Genomic DNA, 16,926 nt, shown 5'->3' with positions numbered 1-16,926 from the left:
TCCCACTCCTTCATATTTGTTCTAAAAACCAAGTAATGAATTGATCCGAATCCAAAGGGAAGACAGGTACTGAAGCATGATTCCTGGCTCGTTCAAGACATTCGGGCCAAGCCACCGCTGCCTTGACATTGGTAAGCCGTTCCAATAACAGGAGGTCACATTCTTCCTTGATTAAAATGACCTTGGGAAAATCCTCTTGCTTATACCCTTCAATTAAAATCACATCAGGGAGAAATAGACACAGTAATTGAATCAGCTCCGTGATAGGGGCGCTCCCCCTGAAATTGCCGAGCAGCTCGATTGTTCCATCGCCTTCAACAAGTGAAGCGGCCGCCCCGGCAAGAAAGTGTTTATTGGAATCCTTCGTGCCTGTAACATCTGGTTTTCCGCCATGTCCATGATGTTTTAAAACGGCTGTCTCTAATTTTGCTTCGCGAAGCTTTTTGATTAAATTCGTTATGAAGGTCGTTTTTCCTCTATTTTGGTAGCCAACCACCTGAAAAATAAAGGGCTTCACCAAGGCCATTTGGAACCTTCCTGGTCATCGAGGAGCAGGATGTCCACGAAGTCTCCCGTTTGGAAACCACGTGTCCCCCCAGGTAAGACGGTCAGTGAATTGGCACCTGCCAAGCTTGTTGTAATATTGGATTTATCCACACCGCTTGGAATTACCTTCAACTGGCCGGATTCGTAAAATAATCGGGTGCGAAGCAGACGTGAGAATGGATTGGGTTTTAAGAAGTCCTCTGCCAATCGGGCCGTCTCTTTTCTTAAATGAGGATATCCCGAGAACAGCATGGTTCGGATGATCGGTCTTGCAAATAGTTCAAAGCCGACATAACTGGCGGATGGATTTCCGGATAAACCGAATAAAAACTTGTCATTATATACCGCTACGGTCGTCACGCTGCCGGGGCGCATGGCCACTTTGTTGAATAAGACATCGGCGCCAAGCTTTTGATAAATATCCGGGAGAAGGTCAAAATCACCGACAGAAACTCCTCCTGTTGTAATGAGCAGATCCACTTCCTCCAATGCAGTTGAAATGGCCTCGTAGCTTAATTCGAATTCGTCCTTGAGCTTTCCATAAAAACGGACTTCCCCCCCGGCCCTCCGAATTTGGGCGGAGATGGCATGTGAGTTGCTGTTGCGGATTTTCCCAGGCTGCAACGGTTCATGAACATCAAGCAGTTCCGATCCCGTAGCGAATAATCCGACGACAGGCTTCTTGGCAACTGGCACTTCGGCATAGCCGAATGTTGCCAGCAAGCCGATGATCCCTGGATTGATCGCTGTTCCTTTTTTTACAAGAACATCGCCTTTCTTTGCATCCTCGCCTTGAAAAGAAACGTTTTCGCCTTCCTTAAGTGAGCGTTTAAATGATATGTACTCCTTTCCGTCCTTTTCAAATTCCTTAGTAAGTTCAAGCATGATTACGGCATCACACTCAGCTGGCATCTGGGCTCCAGTCATGATTCTTGCCACTTGATTTTTTTGAACGGGGATAGTCGATACCATACCCGCAGCCAACTCTTCCACCACTTCGAACTCGAGTGGGTTATTTATGGAACCTTCAGAAGTATCCTTGGACCTGAGGGCGAATCCATCATATGGGGAACGGTTAAAATGCGGAACATCATTTGTAGCTACAATATCCTGAGCCAAAAAACGGTCTTGGCTGTCCTCGAGGGGAATCAGTTCCACATGTCCTGTTAATTTATGCTTCATCACTTTTTCCACTGCTTCTGCGATGCTGATGGGCGTTCTTCTTTCTACCATGCTTACAACTCCTGTCCGTTTTCAATTTCTATATCAAATGTAGCAGAATTTTTTTGAAAATGAAAAAAATCCTCACCGGTATGGGAGGATTTGAATGTTACTTATTACGAAGTCTTCCAAGTTCTTCAGCGATCGCTTCCATTTCACGGACACTGAAATTCGTTTTTTTCATCACCATTGTATAAATATCGTGCAGTTCTTCGTACATTTCGATATCAAAATGAGTTGATTTGATTGCACCGAAGTTCATCACTTTTAATTTATCCTTGATTGCCTCAATCATAAACTCGACACTTTCGGCTGTGTTTTGCGTTAAATCCATTTCCTTCATCCTTTCATACGTTCCTAAATTATTTTCATCTTGGCATGATTACCGCTGGAAGTCAATGAATATTCGGGTGGTATATGAAGCTTAACCCCGATAATCTTGGTGATCTTCACGTTTTAAAGTGAGAGAGTTTGGGAAAAGATAGGAAAAAACTTTTTTAAACATTGTATAATGGAGAGAGCTACCATTATCCATCAACTAATATATGACGAGGAGGAGAATATATGAGCAACATTCGAGAAGAATATAATTGTGCCAAGAAAAGTAAGTTTATGCAAGCTGTTTTTATTGGGGCGTTAGCTGGGGCGGCAATAAGCCTTTTTGACAAGCAAACGCGTTATTCTGTATTGGAAAACAGCAAAAGCTGCATGAGTAATATGAAGGAATTCGTGAAGAATCCCAATGGGGTGCTTACACAAGTACGTGAAACATCATCCAAGGTCCGTTCCACTGTTGAAAAAATTTCCGAAGATGTATCCTTCATTTCCCAAAAGGTTGAGGAAATGAAAGATATTCCATCACAAGTTGCCCAAGTGGTGATGGAGACGAAGGAAGTTTTTACTGCAGAGGAAGAAGAGCCGTCTTCAAGAGACAACGAACGAATTTCCTTAAATTAAAAAATGGGGTGGAGGTATGGCCAATAAAAAAGAATGGCTGAAAGGCTCATTCTTCAAGACTTTGGTAAAACGGTTACAGGTCGATGATGTGTCGGGGCTTGCTGCACAGCTGTCTTATTTCTTCCTACTATCCCTGTTTCCGTTACTTATTTTTTTATTCACTTTATTGGCCTATCTGCCATTTTCACAAGAAGATATATTAAATACCGTCCGTACATATGCACCGGACGATTCGATGAAAATCATTGAAGCTAATCTATCGGAAGTGATGGAAGCGAATGGGACTTTATTATCGTTTGGTGTCATCGGAACGATATGGTCGGCATCGAATGGGATGAATGCAATCATTAAAGCATTTAACCATGCATATGGTGTAAAAGAAAGTCGAACTTTCTTTATTTCCCGGGGAATGTCGATTCTTCTCACTTTAGCGATGATTTTTGTTTTTATTGTCGTTTTATTGCTGCCGGTATTCGGAAAACAGATCGGATTGTTCCTATTTGCCGAAATTGGACAATCCGATGAGTTTCTTACGATTTGGAACCAACTTCGCTGGGTGGTCAGTACGCTTGTGTTTTTAATTGTGTTCACCATCCTTTATTGGATTGCGCCCAACATTAAGCTGAAGTGCATAACCGTACTGCCTGGTGCAATCTTTGCAACGGCAGGATGGAGCCTCGCTTCTTTTTTGTTTTCATTTTATGTGGAGAAATTCGCTAATTATTCCGCAACATATGGAAGTCTTGGAGGGATAATCGTATTAATGGTCTGGTTTTATTTATCGGGGCTCATCATCATACTGGGCGGGGAAATAAATGCGCTCATTAGTGAAAGGAAAAAGCCAGAATGTGCATGAGATTCCTGGAGTTTCCGTAATAGCGGACTATCATGCTGCGGATACTATTCGAGAAATGACAACTTTTAAAGAGGAGGAGTTCTTTCATGAGTAAAAAGGATGGCGGCACAAAACAAAAAGGAAAAAATAAAGGTTCGAACCATAAAACATCAGGTTCTGCAAACGGTAAGAACGGATATCACTAAATCAACATAAAAAAGGGAGCCTTGGATGGCTCCCTTTTTCATGGTTTAGTTTCTCAAAAGTCTTAAGCTGTTCAATATAACGAGGATTGTGCTTCCTTCATGGCCAATGACGCCATATGGGAGGTCCAGGAATTGAAGGAAATTGGATGCTATCAGGATCATGATGACCGAAATGGAAAAGATGACGTTTTGTTTGATGATCCGATTCATCTTCTTGGATAATTTGACTGCTTCCGCGATGCGCGGCAGGTCATTCTTCATCAGAACGACATCCGCTGTTTCCAAGGCAACATCCGTTCCTTCACCCATTGCAATTCCGACAGACGCTGTTGCCAGAGCAGGTGCATCATTGATGCCATCCCCAACCATCGCTACAGTGCCAAAATGTTCTTTTAGCTTTTTCACTTCAGTCACTTTCGTTTCTGGCAGGCATTCGGCAATATATGCATCAATATGGCTCTCCGAGGCAATCGCTTTAGCCGTTTTTTCACCATCGCCTGTCAGCATGACGGTATGGATGCCCTCATTCCTCAAAGCTTCGATGGCTGTAACGGTTTCATCACGCAGGACATCTTTCAAAGTGAGTATACCGGCAATTCCGTGATCATCTTTAGCATACACGATTGTCTTACCTTGTTCAGCCAATGTCAGCGCAATGCCATTTTGGAATCGTTCTGCTTCACTGCGACCGACGAAATCAGCTTTTCCGACTTGCCAAAGCACGCCATTGATGTATGCTTGAACCCCATTACCTGAGATATCTTCCATGTTATCAGGTTTAATGATATCTTTTTGCAATTTCGTTTTGGCATAACGAACGATGGATGTTGCCAAAGGGTGGTTCGAATAATTTTCAACAGATGCAATGTGAAATAAGAAATCTACTTCGTTTAAATCTTCGCGGATAATGACATCCGTTACCTCTGGTTTTCCTTTTGTCAATGTACCGGTCTTATCTAAAGCAATTGCCTGCAGGTTACCTAGATTCTCAAGATGGATGCCGCCTTTAAACAAAATGCCATGACGAGCACCATTTGAAATGGCTGAAAGTGTAGCTGGCATGATAGAGGCCACAAGGGCGCAAGGAGAAGCGACAACGAGCAGGATCATCGCTCTGTAGAATGTTTCGGTCCAGCTCCACTCCAATAGGAAATGGGGTACGAACATCATCAAACCGACAACCGTCAATACCACTTTTACATAAGTCCCTTCAAACCGTTCAATGAACAGCTGGGAAGGGGACTTTTCACTTTGGGCGGATTGAACGAGAGTGATTATTTTTTGAAATAATGTTTCACTTGCCGGTTTGGTGATTTCCACGGTAATTGTACCACGGAGATTAACCGTTCCAGCGAAAACTTCATCATCCAATGATTTACTGACTGGTATGGATTCGCCAGTAATGGCGGCTTCATCGATATTGGTACGTCCGTCCGTGATTTTTCCATCTGAAGGAACTCTCTCTCCTGGTTTCACTAAAATCAGATCCCCGACATGCAACTGGGAAACGGACACGGTTTCTTCATATCCGTTAGTGATGCGCAGTGCTTCTTCAGGCTGCAAGTCCATAAGTGCCGAAATTTCTTTATGGCTCTTATTCATCGTGTATGTCTCAAGGGCGCCGCTTAAAGCGAAGATGAAAATCAATATGGCACCTTCCGTCCAGTATCCGATGACAGCAGAACCGATGGCCGCAAAAATCATCAGCATCTCAACATTCAACTCCCGGTCGGCAATCGTATCTTCTATGCCTTCTTTTGCCTTGGCATATCCGCCAATCAGGAAAGAGGCTAAGTATATGACGATGGAAGCGGACTCCATTCCGTTCTTAGAAAGGGCCCAGCCCAAAACTATTAATAAACCGCTGAATAATGCGGCAATAAGTTCTAAATGAGGTTTTGCTTTTTCCAACCAAGTGTTTTTGCATGTAGCCGGTTGGGTTAAATGTTTAGTATCTGTAGTCATAAGATTCCCTCCCACATTCTTCTCTATTTTGTGTAAATGATATAGATTATCATTTGATTCGTATCTAATTGAGAAAGATAATCAACGTCATTTCTCTGGATAAAATATGAAAGCTGCCACCGTGATTGCGATGACAGCAATGTTTTTAAAGGTTTATAAAGGTGATGTCCCTTTTGTTAATATTATATTACCACATATCCTATTCAAAAATAAAGAAGAATGATTCTAATCTAGTAAAAAATATAAAGTATCGAATCACTAATATACAGGCACTCTTGATAAATAACGTTCAAATTGAATAATAAAAGAAGTAGTCAAGATAATAAACTATATTACATAACTGAAGCAGGCATTTTCTCCTTAAACAAGGCCAATGAAATGAAGACAAGGAAAAGCATGATGCTGATCATGTAGAAAAAATTCCCGCCTTGGATATGTTCAATGACCAGGCCGCCAAAAAATGGACCGCCGATGCTGCCGAGACTAAAGAAAATACTGCATAGTAAATTTCCTGCAGGTAATAGGTTTCTAGGCAAAAGATCTGCCATATAACTGATTCCCAGCGAGAAAGTCGAACCAACCATCATTCCGCCAAACATAAAGCAGATGAATAGACCAAGCACTGAATAGGAATATATCCCTGCTAGCGTGAATATGGCAAACCCTGAAACAAGAATCGTCAGCAAGGTCTTTCGCCGTCCAAAACGGTCACTTATCATCCCCAAGGGAATCTGGGTAAGCAGTGTCCCCGCGGAAAATGCCGGAATGATGATGGAAACTGCCGTTATATCGATTCCGGAGCGCAGGGCGAATACAGGAAAATTGCTATTCAATGATGACTCAAGCACGCCAAATGTGAACGGAAGCAAAAATGCGACCCAAGCTATGCGGCTCACTTTCGTAAACCTTTGGAGCGTGCCCAGGAATGAGGTGCTCTCGGAATCATCCTGTTCAGGAAGTTCATTTCTAATAAGGAAAACAGCAGACCAAGCGAGAAGGCTAAGTATGGATGTGATGATGAAAGGCAAAGACTGATTAATCTCGAGAAACTTTGTCATCAGCGGGCCTACCATGAAGCCGAGACTGAAGAAAAGTCCATAAATGGCAAGATTCCTTCCGCGCTTCGTTTTAGGTGAAATGGCAGTGATCCAGGTCTGGGTAGCAAAGTGAAGTGTATGATCGCCGATTCCAATGAAGAAACGAAGGACAAACCAAAACCAGAATGATTTCCAAACAGGAAATAAGGCAAGCGATAGAATGACCGTTATCCCGCCAAATACTATCAATGGCTTATAGCCGTATTTACGGAGGGGTGCTTCCATAAAAGGAGAAATCAACAGAATTCCAATATAAAGCGAGGCTGCATGAAACCCGTTCAGTGATGAGCTAATTCCGTCATTTTCAAAAATGATGGCAATGATCGGCAGAAGCATCCCTTGAGAAAACCCCGATATGCCGACAATTAAGATTAAAACGCTAAAAAGCAATTTGTTATTCATAAAATCATGTCTCCTAAGAAATGTATACCTTCTTGATGTTACATCTTAGGAAGAGGATTAAGCAATAGAAATTTGGGTAAATATTGACAAGAAGAGAGAAGATGATAAATTTTCCTTTGTCATCGCCCGAAGATTTTGTATGATAGTTTTTGTTACATAAAAAGAACTATAGATTGTGAGGAGAAGTATCGTGAATAAAATATTTTTGGGACTTGTCCTGCTGGGCGTCCCTATATCAGTCATCGGGTCATTATTGCATTGGCCGAGTGTGATCATGTTCATCGTATATTGCTTAACAATCGTCGCGCTTGCAGGCTTCATGGGCCGGGCGACTGAAAGCTTAGCGATCGTCATGGGACCAAGGATTGGCGGTCTTTTGAATGCAACCTTTGGGAATGCGGTGGAATTGATCATATCCATCTTTTCATTAAAGGCGGGGCTTGTGGGGGTCGTGTTGGCTTCTTTGACTGGTTCCGTATTAGGGAACTTATTGTTGGTGGCAGGCCTTTCATTCTTTGTCGGAGGGACTAAATACAAACGGCAGAAGTTTAATGTATTCGATGCGAGACATAATGCCGGTCTATTGATTTTTGCGGTTATTGTAGCCTTCGTCATACCGGAAATATTCACACAAAACATGGGTGAATCAAGCACGATGTCGTTAAGTGTAGGAATTTCCATTATATTGATCTTATTATATCTTGCTGCATTATTCTTTAAATTGGTTACTCACCGCGGGGTATATCAGCATACGGAGAAACACGAGGAACATGAAGAGGAAGTACCGGAGTGGAGCAGGAAAAAGGCAATTATAATACTTGCTGCCGCTACATTGGCCGTTGCGTACGTATCGGAAAAGCTTGTCCATACGTTTAGCGAGGTGGGGGAAGCCTTCGGATGGTCGGAGTTATTTATCGGTGTCATTATCGTTGCGATCGTCGGTAACGCGGCAGAGCATGCTTCCGCCGTCATAATGGCCTATAAAAACAAAATGGATGTCGCAGTGGAGATAGCCGTCGGTTCCACGCTACAAGTAGCGATGTTCGTCGCTCCTGTACTCGTATTGATTTCGTTAATGTATCCAACCCGTATGCCGCTTGTTTTCACAATGCCAGAACTGATATCAATGGTTTCAGCAGTCTTTCTGGTGATCATGATTTCCAATGACGGGGAAACGAACTGGTTTGAAGGACTTACCTTATTGGCCGCTTACTTCATTATGGGAATTGGATTTTATTTATTATAAGAATGCAGGCCTTCCGATGTGGGAGGTCTTTCTTTTAATAAAATAGAAATGACTCTGCTCAGGTTAGATTTAGCAGAGTCATTTCTATATTAGTAAATTACCATTCATAAGTTATTCCAAAATTTTTCATCATGCTTTTGTAAAAGTTGAGAAAATATTCTAGAGTGTCACACCATCCTTTTACATCAGATTTAAGTATTGGCGAATTCGTTTTCTGTCATCCTTTAAAAGGGTGTCATGGATTGTTCGATAAGCATACCTCCTGAAGGTTTAATAGGTATGAACGATTTCGCCTCCTTTTTGTAATGTAAATTAAGTATAACCGATTTAAAAAGAAAAGTAAATATTCTGAACTTTACAAATTCATTACAAAGTTGAAATCTTAATGAAATGTATAGAATGTGGGCTAAAAACAAAATCTATAAACAAATGATTGAACCCCTCAAAAGGAGTGCGACAGCATGAGAAGAACTATTCTTATTACGATGATTGCCCTAATTGCCTTCATACAGGCGAATGTAAGTTTTGCAGCAGATATACCAGAAGTCAAAGCAAATCCGAATAAGGTGAATATCCCTCCTTCCGTATTGAATATTGCAAAGGAGAATACGTATCCGAACCCGACCCAGGATCTTCCGATGCTGCAGCCAAGTAATCTTGCCGAACAATTGATCGAATCGTCGGATATCAAGATTGAAAATCCAGAACTCATCCAAATGTTGAATGAATCCGCAATTGCAAAGGCCCCGCTTGCTTTTGGATACAGGGCGACCATTTACCTTGGTCATTGGGCCTTGAATTATGAGTCTTCGGAAACAGCACCAAACTGGGAATACCAAAAAATCAATACGAATTATTATGATAATCGCGGCGGTGAAGTTCCATATAAGATCCGTTATGTCCAGGAAAGTCAGAAGGCAGTGAGTGGCGGTCTGACGGCGAAAATTCCAAAGGCTGAGGATGTTCAAAAGATGATGCTGTTAAAGGCCACCGAGAAAACGAATTTGCCTTTGGCTTTTGAAACGATCATTGGAGCTGGTACGAAAAAAGATCAAGTATACAATGTTGCGTCAAATAGGATTGGTTACTTATCCAGTTTTGCTTCCGCCGTAAATGAAAAAGGCAAGGTCACATATGGCGAAGTGTATTTGAACCTAAAAGGAAATAAAAGAACCATTACGATAAAGAACATCACTTCGCAAGGCATCGGTGCATGGATACCGGTTCAGGACCATGTTTCCTTCAGTTTTACAGTCTCACAGCAACCCAGGTAAATTGAAAAACTCGCCGGATTGGCGAGTTTTTCTTCATATTGTTGACTTCCTGATCCTGAAGTCCTCTTTCGGGTAGTATGCATTTTTGACGAGTACATTCGGGCCTAGACATTTGACTGCCGGGCAGTGGCAATTCAATTCATTGGCCAGTTTCGAATTCATCCAGGTTTCATAGGATTCGGTCAAAGGCTGATCTTTGATATTCCCTAATGCAGGCGCGTCCCCGAAATCGGTCACGATCACTTCCCCGGTAAAAATATTGATGTTCAACCGTGATCGTCCATCAGGATCATTTCGCACAGTCACTTTATGCGAACCATAAAGGCGTTGAAGCAGCTTAATATCCTCTAAACTGTTATTGCAAGGATAAAATGGCAGGGTACCGAAAAGCATCCAAACATTTTCATCTCGGATATCAAGCAAATGATGAATCGCTTCACGCATTTTGTCCAGTGATAAAGTTTCAAGTGCCGAAGCGAAATCGCTTGGATACATCGGATGAATTTCATGTCTTTGACATCCCATTTCATCGACAATCTGCCTGTGAATATGCTCAAGATGAGGCAATGTCCGTTTATTAAGCATCGTTTCCGCAGATACCAGTACACCAGCCTTTGTCAGGGCACGGGAATTTTCGATCATTTTATCAAATAATTTCTTTCGCTGTTCCCGGGATGGTTTTCGATCCATCATGGCAAAGCCGATATCAATGAATTCATCGATCGTTCCCCAATTATGGGAAATGTGGAGAACATCCAAATAAGGAATGATTTCCTCATACCGTTCCAAGTCAAGGGTCAAATTGGAATTGATTTGTGTCCGGACCCCGCGACTACGGGCATATTTCAATAGAGGCAAAACATAATTCTTCACTTGTTTTCTTGAAAGCATCGGTTCCCCGCCAGTAATGCTGAGCGAGCGAAGCAAAGGGATCTCATCAAGGCGCTGGATCAGTAATTCCAGAGGCAGTGCATCCGGGTCCTTGGGCTGGAGTGTGTAACCGACGGCACAATGCTCACATCTCATATTGCAAAGGGTGGTGGTGGTGAATTCCACATTGGTAAGGCTGAGTTTTCCATATTGTTCAACGTCCATATATGCTTCCCAAGGATCATACTTGGGTGTAATTGGTGTTAAAAGATCTTGCTTGATTATTGACATATTTAAAACTCCTTACGTAATAATGCACTAACCCATTATGAACAATGGGGACAAAAATTGTCAAATGGCGGAGAGCTGCATTTATAGCTTGCCATTGCACTTTCAAGCAGATTTCGTTACGATGAAAGAAGAACGGAAGGAGAGTGCCTCATGGGAAAATCCATTACAGGTAAAAACGAACAATTAACATACTTAAAGGAACGCCTCACGATGTTCATGGAGGTTCTTGATCATATCGAACCGGAAAATACGGAGTTGGAAGATATAGACCGTTTAATCGGCATGATAGATGATTTGGAAGGCAAAGTGGAACAATTCAAAACCCGCGAAGACTAATATCTGTTTCGATAGTATGATTTTTTAAATGTTAATATTCAGGAAGGGATGACGAGAAACTTCGTCATCCCTTTTTTGATGGAAATGTTTGGTGATGAAATTTAACATATGGGCTATTTCTGGCGCTTTACTCATTTCTCTCTAAATTGCTGTTCATTAAGAAAAATAATTACTTGTTTTCGAAAGATTATGTTAGATGTATAATAAAACGGGTGTGAATCATTCACTATTTATAGAGAAGCAGGGAAATGATTAAATCTAATCTAGGGGAAATAAGAGGGGGAAGAGAAATTTGGATATTCAAAAATTCCAAGAAAGTATGTACAGTCTTATCGTTGAAACTTCAACGAATCTTCCAAAGGATGTTCGTCGTGCGGTCAAAAGTGCAAAACAACGTGAAAATGCAGGTACTCGTTCTGCATTGAGCCTGACCACCATCACGAATAATATTACAATGGCTGACGACAATGTATCACCGATTTGCCAGGATACTGGTCTGCCGACTTTCAAAATAAAAACTCCAGTTGGCGTGAACCAACTTGAAATAAAAAAAGCAATTCGAAATGCCATCATTTTAGCGACAAAAGGCGGAAAACTTCGTCCAAACGCAGTTGATTCTTTATCGGGTGAAAATAGCGGGGATAACCTTGGGGAAGGTCTTCCTGTCATTAAATTCGATCAATGGGAAAAAGACTATATTGATGTTCGTCTCATCTTAAAAGGCGGCGGCTGTGAAAATAAAAACATCCAATACAGTCTGCCAATGGAACTTGAAGGATTGGGAAAAGCGGGCCGTGATTTGGACGGAATCCGTAAATGTATCCTTCACTCTGTCTACCAAGCACAAGGACAAGGCTGCAGTGCAGGCTTCATCGGCGTGGGTATCGGAGGGGACCGTTCATCCGGATATGATCTGGCTAAGGCTCAACTTTTCCGCAGTAATGAAGATGTTAATCCGAATGAAGATCTTCGTCAACTTGAAGATTACATCATGAAGACTGCTAATGAATTGGGCATCGGCACAATGGGCTTTGGCGGCGAAACTACACTGCTTGGATGTAAAATCGGTGTCATGCACCGTATTCCGGCAAGCTTTTTCGTATCCGTTGCTTACAACTGCTGGGCGTTCCGCCGTTTAGGAGTGAAAGTCAATCCTGAAACAGGCGAAATCAATGAGTGGTTGTATCAAGAAGGCGAGAAAATCGACTTTGCTCTGGAAGCAGAAAAAGCAGCGAAGGATGAAGTGGCAGCCGCTGCAGAATCGGACGTTGAAGCTTCTCGTGAAATCACCCTGCAAGCACCAATCACGGAAGAACAAATCCGTGAATTAAAAGTGGGTGACGTAGTTCATATTAACGGCAGAATGTATACAGGCCGTGACGCCATCCACAAGCACTTATCTGAAAATCCTGCACCAATCGACCTGGATGGACAAATCATCTATCACTGTGGACCGGTTATGCTGAAGGATGAAGAGGGCAAATGGCATGTGAAGGCCGCCGGACCAACAACAAGTATTCGTGAAGAACCATACCAAGGCGATATCATGAAGCGATTCGGCATCCGTGCAGTTATCGGTAAAGGCGGAATGGGACCAAAAACACTAGAAGCATTAAGTGAACACGGCGGCGTTTATCTAAATGCAATCGGCGGGGCTGCTCAATATTATGCAGACTGCATCAAATCCGTCGAAGGTGTGAACTTCACTGAATTTGGTATTCCAGAAGCAATGTGGCATCTGAATGTTGAAGGATTCACTGCAGTAGTTACCATGGATTCACATGGTAACAGCCTGCATAAAGACGTCCAGCAATCTTCATTGGAAAAATTGGCACAATTCAAAGAACCGGTATTTAAATAAATGTTTGGCGCAAAAGACGCTCACCAAAAGGTTGAGCGTCTTTTGCATATCTTACTCTTTGATTTCCGGCAGTGGATCGATCCTTGATGAATCCTCTAAATTCAATCCGCTTTTCACAAAATGAACAAACACTCCACCACTTAAACCAAGACAACCAACAAAGCCAAGAGTGATAACCCATTCCAGCATTACATTCCCCCCTTGGTACATGTATATGAAAAAAAAGGCGAAAATTACCTCAAAAAAGTACAATCTTTTGGAATGGTCGCACATACATTAGAAGAGAAAGGAGGGATTTTCATGCAGAATAACTACATCTTATTCTTTTTCGCCATGATAACCGGTTTTGCTTTCATCCAACTTCCTGTGGCAAACACGATTTTCTCCGGTCTTGAAACATTCCTTGACGTAGTCGGAATTGTAATCGTTCTCATTTTCGCTATCGCCATTATTTGGAAGGCGGCACAAGCGTTATTTAAAGGATAAACAGAACATGGAGGCCTAGCCTTTTCGGAGGAAGGGCCTTTTTTTTGTTTTGCGGAAGGAATTCGACCTTCACAATATCATGCATATAAATCTCCATGTTCCAAACAATAAGAAAAAAGACATGGGGGATGTTTCAATGAAAAAAATGATGATCTTATCCGCTTTTATATGCTTGATATGCTCTTTGGCCAGTCCAGCTTTTGCAGAATCCTATAATTGGGGATTCAATAAAGGTAAAAATGGTACACCTGCCGATGCCGGAAAAAAATTCAATGATATGCTGCCTGAATATGAAGCGATTTATAAGGGGGATACAAAGAAAAAAGTCGTTTATTTAACCTTTGATAACGGTTATGAAAATGGCTATACGGCCCAGATTTTAGATGTTCTGAAGAAACATGGTGCTCCTGGAGCTTTTTTTGTCACGGGTCATTACTTAAAAACAGCACCTGAGCTTGTTGTCCGTATGGCCAATGAGGGGCATATCGTAGGAAACCATTCATGGAACCATCCGGATATGACCAGCGTGACGGACGATGTGATCCGCACCGAGCTTGAGCGGGTAAAAGAAGCAACGGAAAAATTAACAGGGCAAAAGGGAATGAACTATTTAAGGCCGCCTCGTGGCGTATTTAATGAGAGAACAATGAGGGTCGCAAAAAAGGAAGGGTATTACCACATCTTCTGGTCACTGGCATATAGGGACTGGATTGTAGATCAACAAAAGGGTGCCGCTTTTGCACATGATGAAGTGCTTAAGCAGATTCATCCCGGCGCGATTTTATTATTGCATACCGTATCGAAGGATAATGCGGAAGCATTGGACTCGATTCTGACGGATCTTGAAAAACAGGGGTACACTTTTGGTAGCCTTGATGAATTAATGATTGAGAAACAGTTGCCGAACCGAATGCTTTATTAAAATGAGAAGCGGGTCCTGTCGTGATATTTCAGGTCCCGCTTTTATCCATTCTTCTCGATTTCAAGTAATATTTCAGGAAACATGCTATAATACGTGGAAAACTGCTAAAGGATGGATCGCTTGTGTGGACAGAAAAGTTACAGGTTCAAGGACCCTATAATTTCGATCTTGTTCTCGAACGATTATCGTTAGACCCACTTCAGGTAGTTGATTTTACTAACAGGACGGTAAAAGTTCCGCTATATATAGAAAAAGAACCAATCGTTTTGCAGGTTCAGGCAATAGGAAATATCGATGAACCATCTTTTATCATCAAAGGTCAATCAGAGGTGTACAAGTCAAAAGCAATCGAACGGTTAAAAAAGGTTTTTCATTGGCATCAGCCATTGGAAGGCGTTTCCCGGCACTTCCGGGAATCCGATTTGCGGGAAATCTTCGAAGAGCACCGCGGTACTGCCATCGTCTTGGACTTCGATTACTACAGTTGCCTCGTGAAATGCATCATACATCAGCAATTGAACTTATCTTTTGCCCATACGCTCACGGAACGATTCGTCAAAACCTTCGGCTTCCAGATGGAAGGCGCCTGGTTTTATCCGACACCGGAAACAATAGCCCAACTACAAATCGAGCAATTAAGAGCCATTCAATTCAGTGGCCGGAAAGCGGAATACGTCATCGGACTTTCCGAGCAAATCATTCAGGGCCATCTCAACCTTGATATAATGGAAAAGCTATCCGATCAAGAGGTTATGGATACACTAATAAAAATACGCGGTATCGGTAGATGGACGGCTGAAAACTTCCTGCTTTTTGGACTTGGCCGGCCGAACCTATTTCCTAAAGCCGACATTGGCATTCAAAATGCCTTGAAAATATTATATGGCTTACCGCAAAAGCCAACCCAAGAAGAAATGGAGTCCTATAGTGTGAAATGGGCTCCATATCTAAGCTACGCTTCCCTCTATTTGTGGAGAAGCATTGAAAAACGGAGTGAAAAGAAATGACAAACATTCAAGATACAAAACTAGAAGTGAATCAAACCCTTCCCCTTACGATTAAACGGCTGGGAATTAACGGAGAGGGAGTCGGTTATTTCAAAAAGAAAGTCGTCTTCGTCCCTGGAGCATTACCTGGTGAGGAAATTGTAGCTTTGGTTACAAAGGTTCAGCCAAACTTCACCGAGGCGAAAATAAAAACCATCCGTAAAGAATCACCGCATCGCATTGCAGCGCCATGTCCGGTTTACGCTGAATGCGGCGGTTGTCAGTTGCAGCATTTGAGCTATGACCAGCAGCTTATTGAAAAACGAGATATCGTCATTCAAGCGATGGAACGTCATTCGGGGTTCCCAGTTTCTTCATTAAATGTAAAAGAAACGATCGGCATGGAAGATCCTTGGAATTATCGCAATAAAAGTCAGTACCAAGTCGGCCAAAAAGATGGCAAGTTGATTGCTGGCCTTTACGGCATGAACTCCCATACACTGATCGATATCCCGAATTGCCTTGTACAGCATAAGGCAACGAATAAGGTGACACGTACAGTGAAAAAGATACTGAAGAACCTGAACATCTCGATTTATAATGAAAGAAAAAGAAAAGGTGTCATCCGTACTGTCATTACACGGGTAGGATTTGAAACAGGTGAAGTGCAGGTTGTCCTTGTTACGGGAGCGGAGGAAATTCCACAAAAAGATCAGTTGCTAAAACAAATTCGTGACCAATTGCCAGAAGTGAAATCGGTCGTACAAAACATCAACAACCGGGATACATCATTGATTTTTGGCGAAAAAACGATTCACCTGGCAGGCGAAAAAGTCATCAACGAAACATTGGGTGACCTATCATACGAACTATCGGCCCGTACATTCTTCCAGCTTAACCCGGTTCAAACTGTCCGCTTATATGATGAAGTGAAAAAAGCGGCAGCCTTAACCGGCACGGAAAAAGTGGTTGACGCTTATTGCGGTGTTGGAACCATTGGGCTATGGCTATCTGAAAACGCCAAGGAAGTCAGAGGAATGGACGTCATCAAAGAATCCATTGAGGACGCCAAGAAAAATGCCAAAAAACATAAACGCAACAATGTATACTATGAAACAGGCAAAGCCGAGAATATCCTTCCACGCTGGACCAAAGAAGGCTGGAAACCGGACGTACTGGTCGTCGACCCGCCAAGATCCGGCTGTGACCAATCCTTACTGCAGACAATCTTGAAAGTTAAACCGGAAACCATAGTGTACGTATCATGCAACCCGTCCACATTGGCGAAGGACTTACAAGAACTGGGCTCTTCATATCGCGTGGAGGCCATGCAGCCCGTGGACATGTTCCCGCAAACAAGCCATGTGGAAGTAGTAACCTCATTGAAGCTGATTAAAGAATAAGCAGAGTGATCCGGGAATCTGT

General features: G+C 42.4%; 17 protein-coding genes. 10 read left to right on the top strand and 7 right to left on the bottom strand.

What is annotated here, in order from left to right:
• Positions 1–10: 10 nt before the first annotated feature.
• The 3 genes from mobB to J7I96_RS01215 form a co-directional block, all read right to left on the bottom strand.
• Positions 11–526 carry a molybdopterin-guanine dinucleotide biosynthesis protein B gene (gene mobB / locus J7I96_RS01225; protein WP_214773666.1) on the bottom strand — a complete coding sequence of 172 codons (516 nt, stop codon included), beginning with the start codon at positions 524–526 and terminating at the stop codon, positions 11–13.
• Positions 514–1,779, bottom strand: coding sequence for a molybdopterin molybdotransferase MoeA (locus tag J7I96_RS01220; protein ID WP_214773665.1), 1,266 nt, complete (start codon positions 1,777–1,779; stop codon positions 514–516). The genes mobB and J7I96_RS01220 overlap by 13 nt, the downstream gene beginning before the upstream one ends.
• A gap of 97 nt (positions 1,780–1,876) precedes the next feature.
• Positions 1,877–2,101 (bottom strand): DUF1128 domain-containing protein, encoded by a 225-nt coding sequence (locus J7I96_RS01215; protein WP_034305672.1) that lies wholly within the window; start codon positions 2,099–2,101, stop codon positions 1,877–1,879.
• 230 nt (positions 2,102–2,331) lie between these two features.
• On the opposite strand from J7I96_RS01215, the gene J7I96_RS01210 reads away from it, so the two are divergent.
• Both J7I96_RS01210 and J7I96_RS01205 read left to right on the top strand, forming a co-directional pair.
• Complete coding sequence (locus tag J7I96_RS01210) at positions 2,332–2,724, top strand: YtxH domain-containing protein (protein ID WP_214773664.1); 393 nt, start codon at positions 2,332–2,334, stop codon at positions 2,722–2,724.
• 16 nt (positions 2,725–2,740) lie between these two features.
• Complete coding sequence (locus J7I96_RS01205) at positions 2,741–3,580, top strand: YihY/virulence factor BrkB family protein (RefSeq protein WP_214773663.1); 840 nt, start codon at positions 2,741–2,743, stop codon at positions 3,578–3,580.
• A gap of 230 nt (positions 3,581–3,810) precedes the next feature.
• Here the strand turns inward: J7I96_RS01205 and J7I96_RS01200 are convergent, their stop codons facing one another.
• On the bottom strand, positions 3,811–5,730 hold the full coding sequence (locus J7I96_RS01200) for a heavy metal translocating P-type ATPase (protein ID WP_214773662.1): 1,920 nt from the start codon (positions 5,728–5,730) through the stop codon (positions 3,811–3,813).
• 332 nt (positions 5,731–6,062) lie between these two features.
• Positions 6,063–7,229: an MFS transporter gene (locus tag J7I96_RS01195; protein ID WP_214773661.1), complete on the bottom strand. Its 1,167-nt coding sequence runs from the start codon at positions 7,227–7,229 to the stop codon at positions 6,063–6,065.
• A 190-nt stretch (positions 7,230–7,419) separates the two neighbouring features.
• On the opposite strand from J7I96_RS01195, the gene cax reads away from it, so the two are divergent.
• Complete coding sequence (gene cax, locus J7I96_RS01190; RefSeq protein ID WP_214773660.1) at positions 7,420–8,475, top strand: calcium/proton exchanger; 1,056 nt, start codon at positions 7,420–7,422, stop codon at positions 8,473–8,475.
• 461 nt (positions 8,476–8,936) lie between these two features.
• The gene (locus J7I96_RS01185) at positions 8,937–9,749 is read left to right on the top strand and encodes a YfkD famly protein (protein ID WP_034305665.1); all 813 of its coding nucleotides are present in this window, start codon (positions 8,937–8,939) and stop codon (positions 9,747–9,749) included.
• A 33-nt stretch (positions 9,750–9,782) separates the two neighbouring features.
• Here J7I96_RS01185 and yfkAB read toward each other — a convergent pair whose 3' ends face one another.
• Positions 9,783–10,910 (bottom strand): radical SAM/CxCxxxxC motif protein YfkAB, encoded by a 1,128-nt coding sequence (gene yfkAB, locus J7I96_RS01180; protein WP_214923205.1) that lies wholly within the window; start codon positions 10,908–10,910, stop codon positions 9,783–9,785.
• A 150-nt stretch (positions 10,911–11,060) separates the two neighbouring features.
• Between yfkAB and J7I96_RS01175 the strand changes: the two genes are divergently transcribed.
• Positions 11,061–11,246, top strand: a complete 186-nt coding sequence (locus J7I96_RS01175) for an SE1561 family protein (protein ID WP_034305661.1) — start codon at positions 11,061–11,063, stop codon at positions 11,244–11,246.
• Positions 11,247–11,538: 292 nt separating this feature from the next.
• Entirely contained in the window at positions 11,539–13,107 is a 1,569-nt protein-coding gene (locus J7I96_RS01170) for a fumarate hydratase (protein ID WP_034305659.1), read from the top strand.
• Positions 13,108–13,158: 51 nt separating this feature from the next.
• On the opposite strand, the gene J7I96_RS01165 is transcribed toward J7I96_RS01170, so the two are convergent.
• The gene (locus J7I96_RS01165) at positions 13,159–13,296 is read right to left on the bottom strand and encodes a hypothetical protein (protein ID WP_164468808.1); all 138 of its coding nucleotides are present in this window, start codon (positions 13,294–13,296) and stop codon (positions 13,159–13,161) included.
• A gap of 111 nt (positions 13,297–13,407) precedes the next feature.
• On the opposite strand from J7I96_RS01165, the gene J7I96_RS01160 reads away from it, so the two are divergent.
• The 4 genes from J7I96_RS01160 (at position 13,408) to rlmD (ending at position 16,904) form a co-directional block, all read left to right on the top strand.
• Positions 13,408–13,593, top strand: coding sequence for a hypothetical protein (locus J7I96_RS01160; RefSeq protein WP_034306471.1), 186 nt, complete (start codon positions 13,408–13,410; stop codon positions 13,591–13,593).
• Between the two features lie 136 nt (positions 13,594–13,729).
• Positions 13,730–14,515 (top strand): delta-lactam-biosynthetic de-N-acetylase, encoded by a 786-nt coding sequence (gene pdaA / locus J7I96_RS01155; protein WP_396020033.1) that lies wholly within the window; start codon positions 13,730–13,732, stop codon positions 14,513–14,515.
• A gap of 122 nt (positions 14,516–14,637) precedes the next feature.
• Complete coding sequence (locus J7I96_RS01150; protein WP_214773657.1) at positions 14,638–15,522, top strand: DNA-3-methyladenine glycosylase family protein; 885 nt, start codon at positions 14,638–14,640, stop codon at positions 15,520–15,522.
• On the top strand, positions 15,519–16,904 hold the full coding sequence (gene rlmD, locus J7I96_RS01145; protein WP_214773656.1) for a 23S rRNA (uracil(1939)-C(5))-methyltransferase RlmD: 1,386 nt from the start codon (positions 15,519–15,521) through the stop codon (positions 16,902–16,904). Before J7I96_RS01150 ends, rlmD begins: the two co-directional genes overlap by 4 nt.
• Positions 16,905–16,926 lie beyond the last annotated feature (22 nt).

The organism is Bacillus sp. ISL-78 (assembly GCF_018613455.1).
In the GTDB taxonomy this organism is placed as follows: Bacteria; Bacillota; Bacilli; order Bacillales; family DSM-1321; genus Peribacillus; species Peribacillus frigoritolerans.
This window is presented reverse-complemented; position numbering and strand designations above follow the sequence as displayed.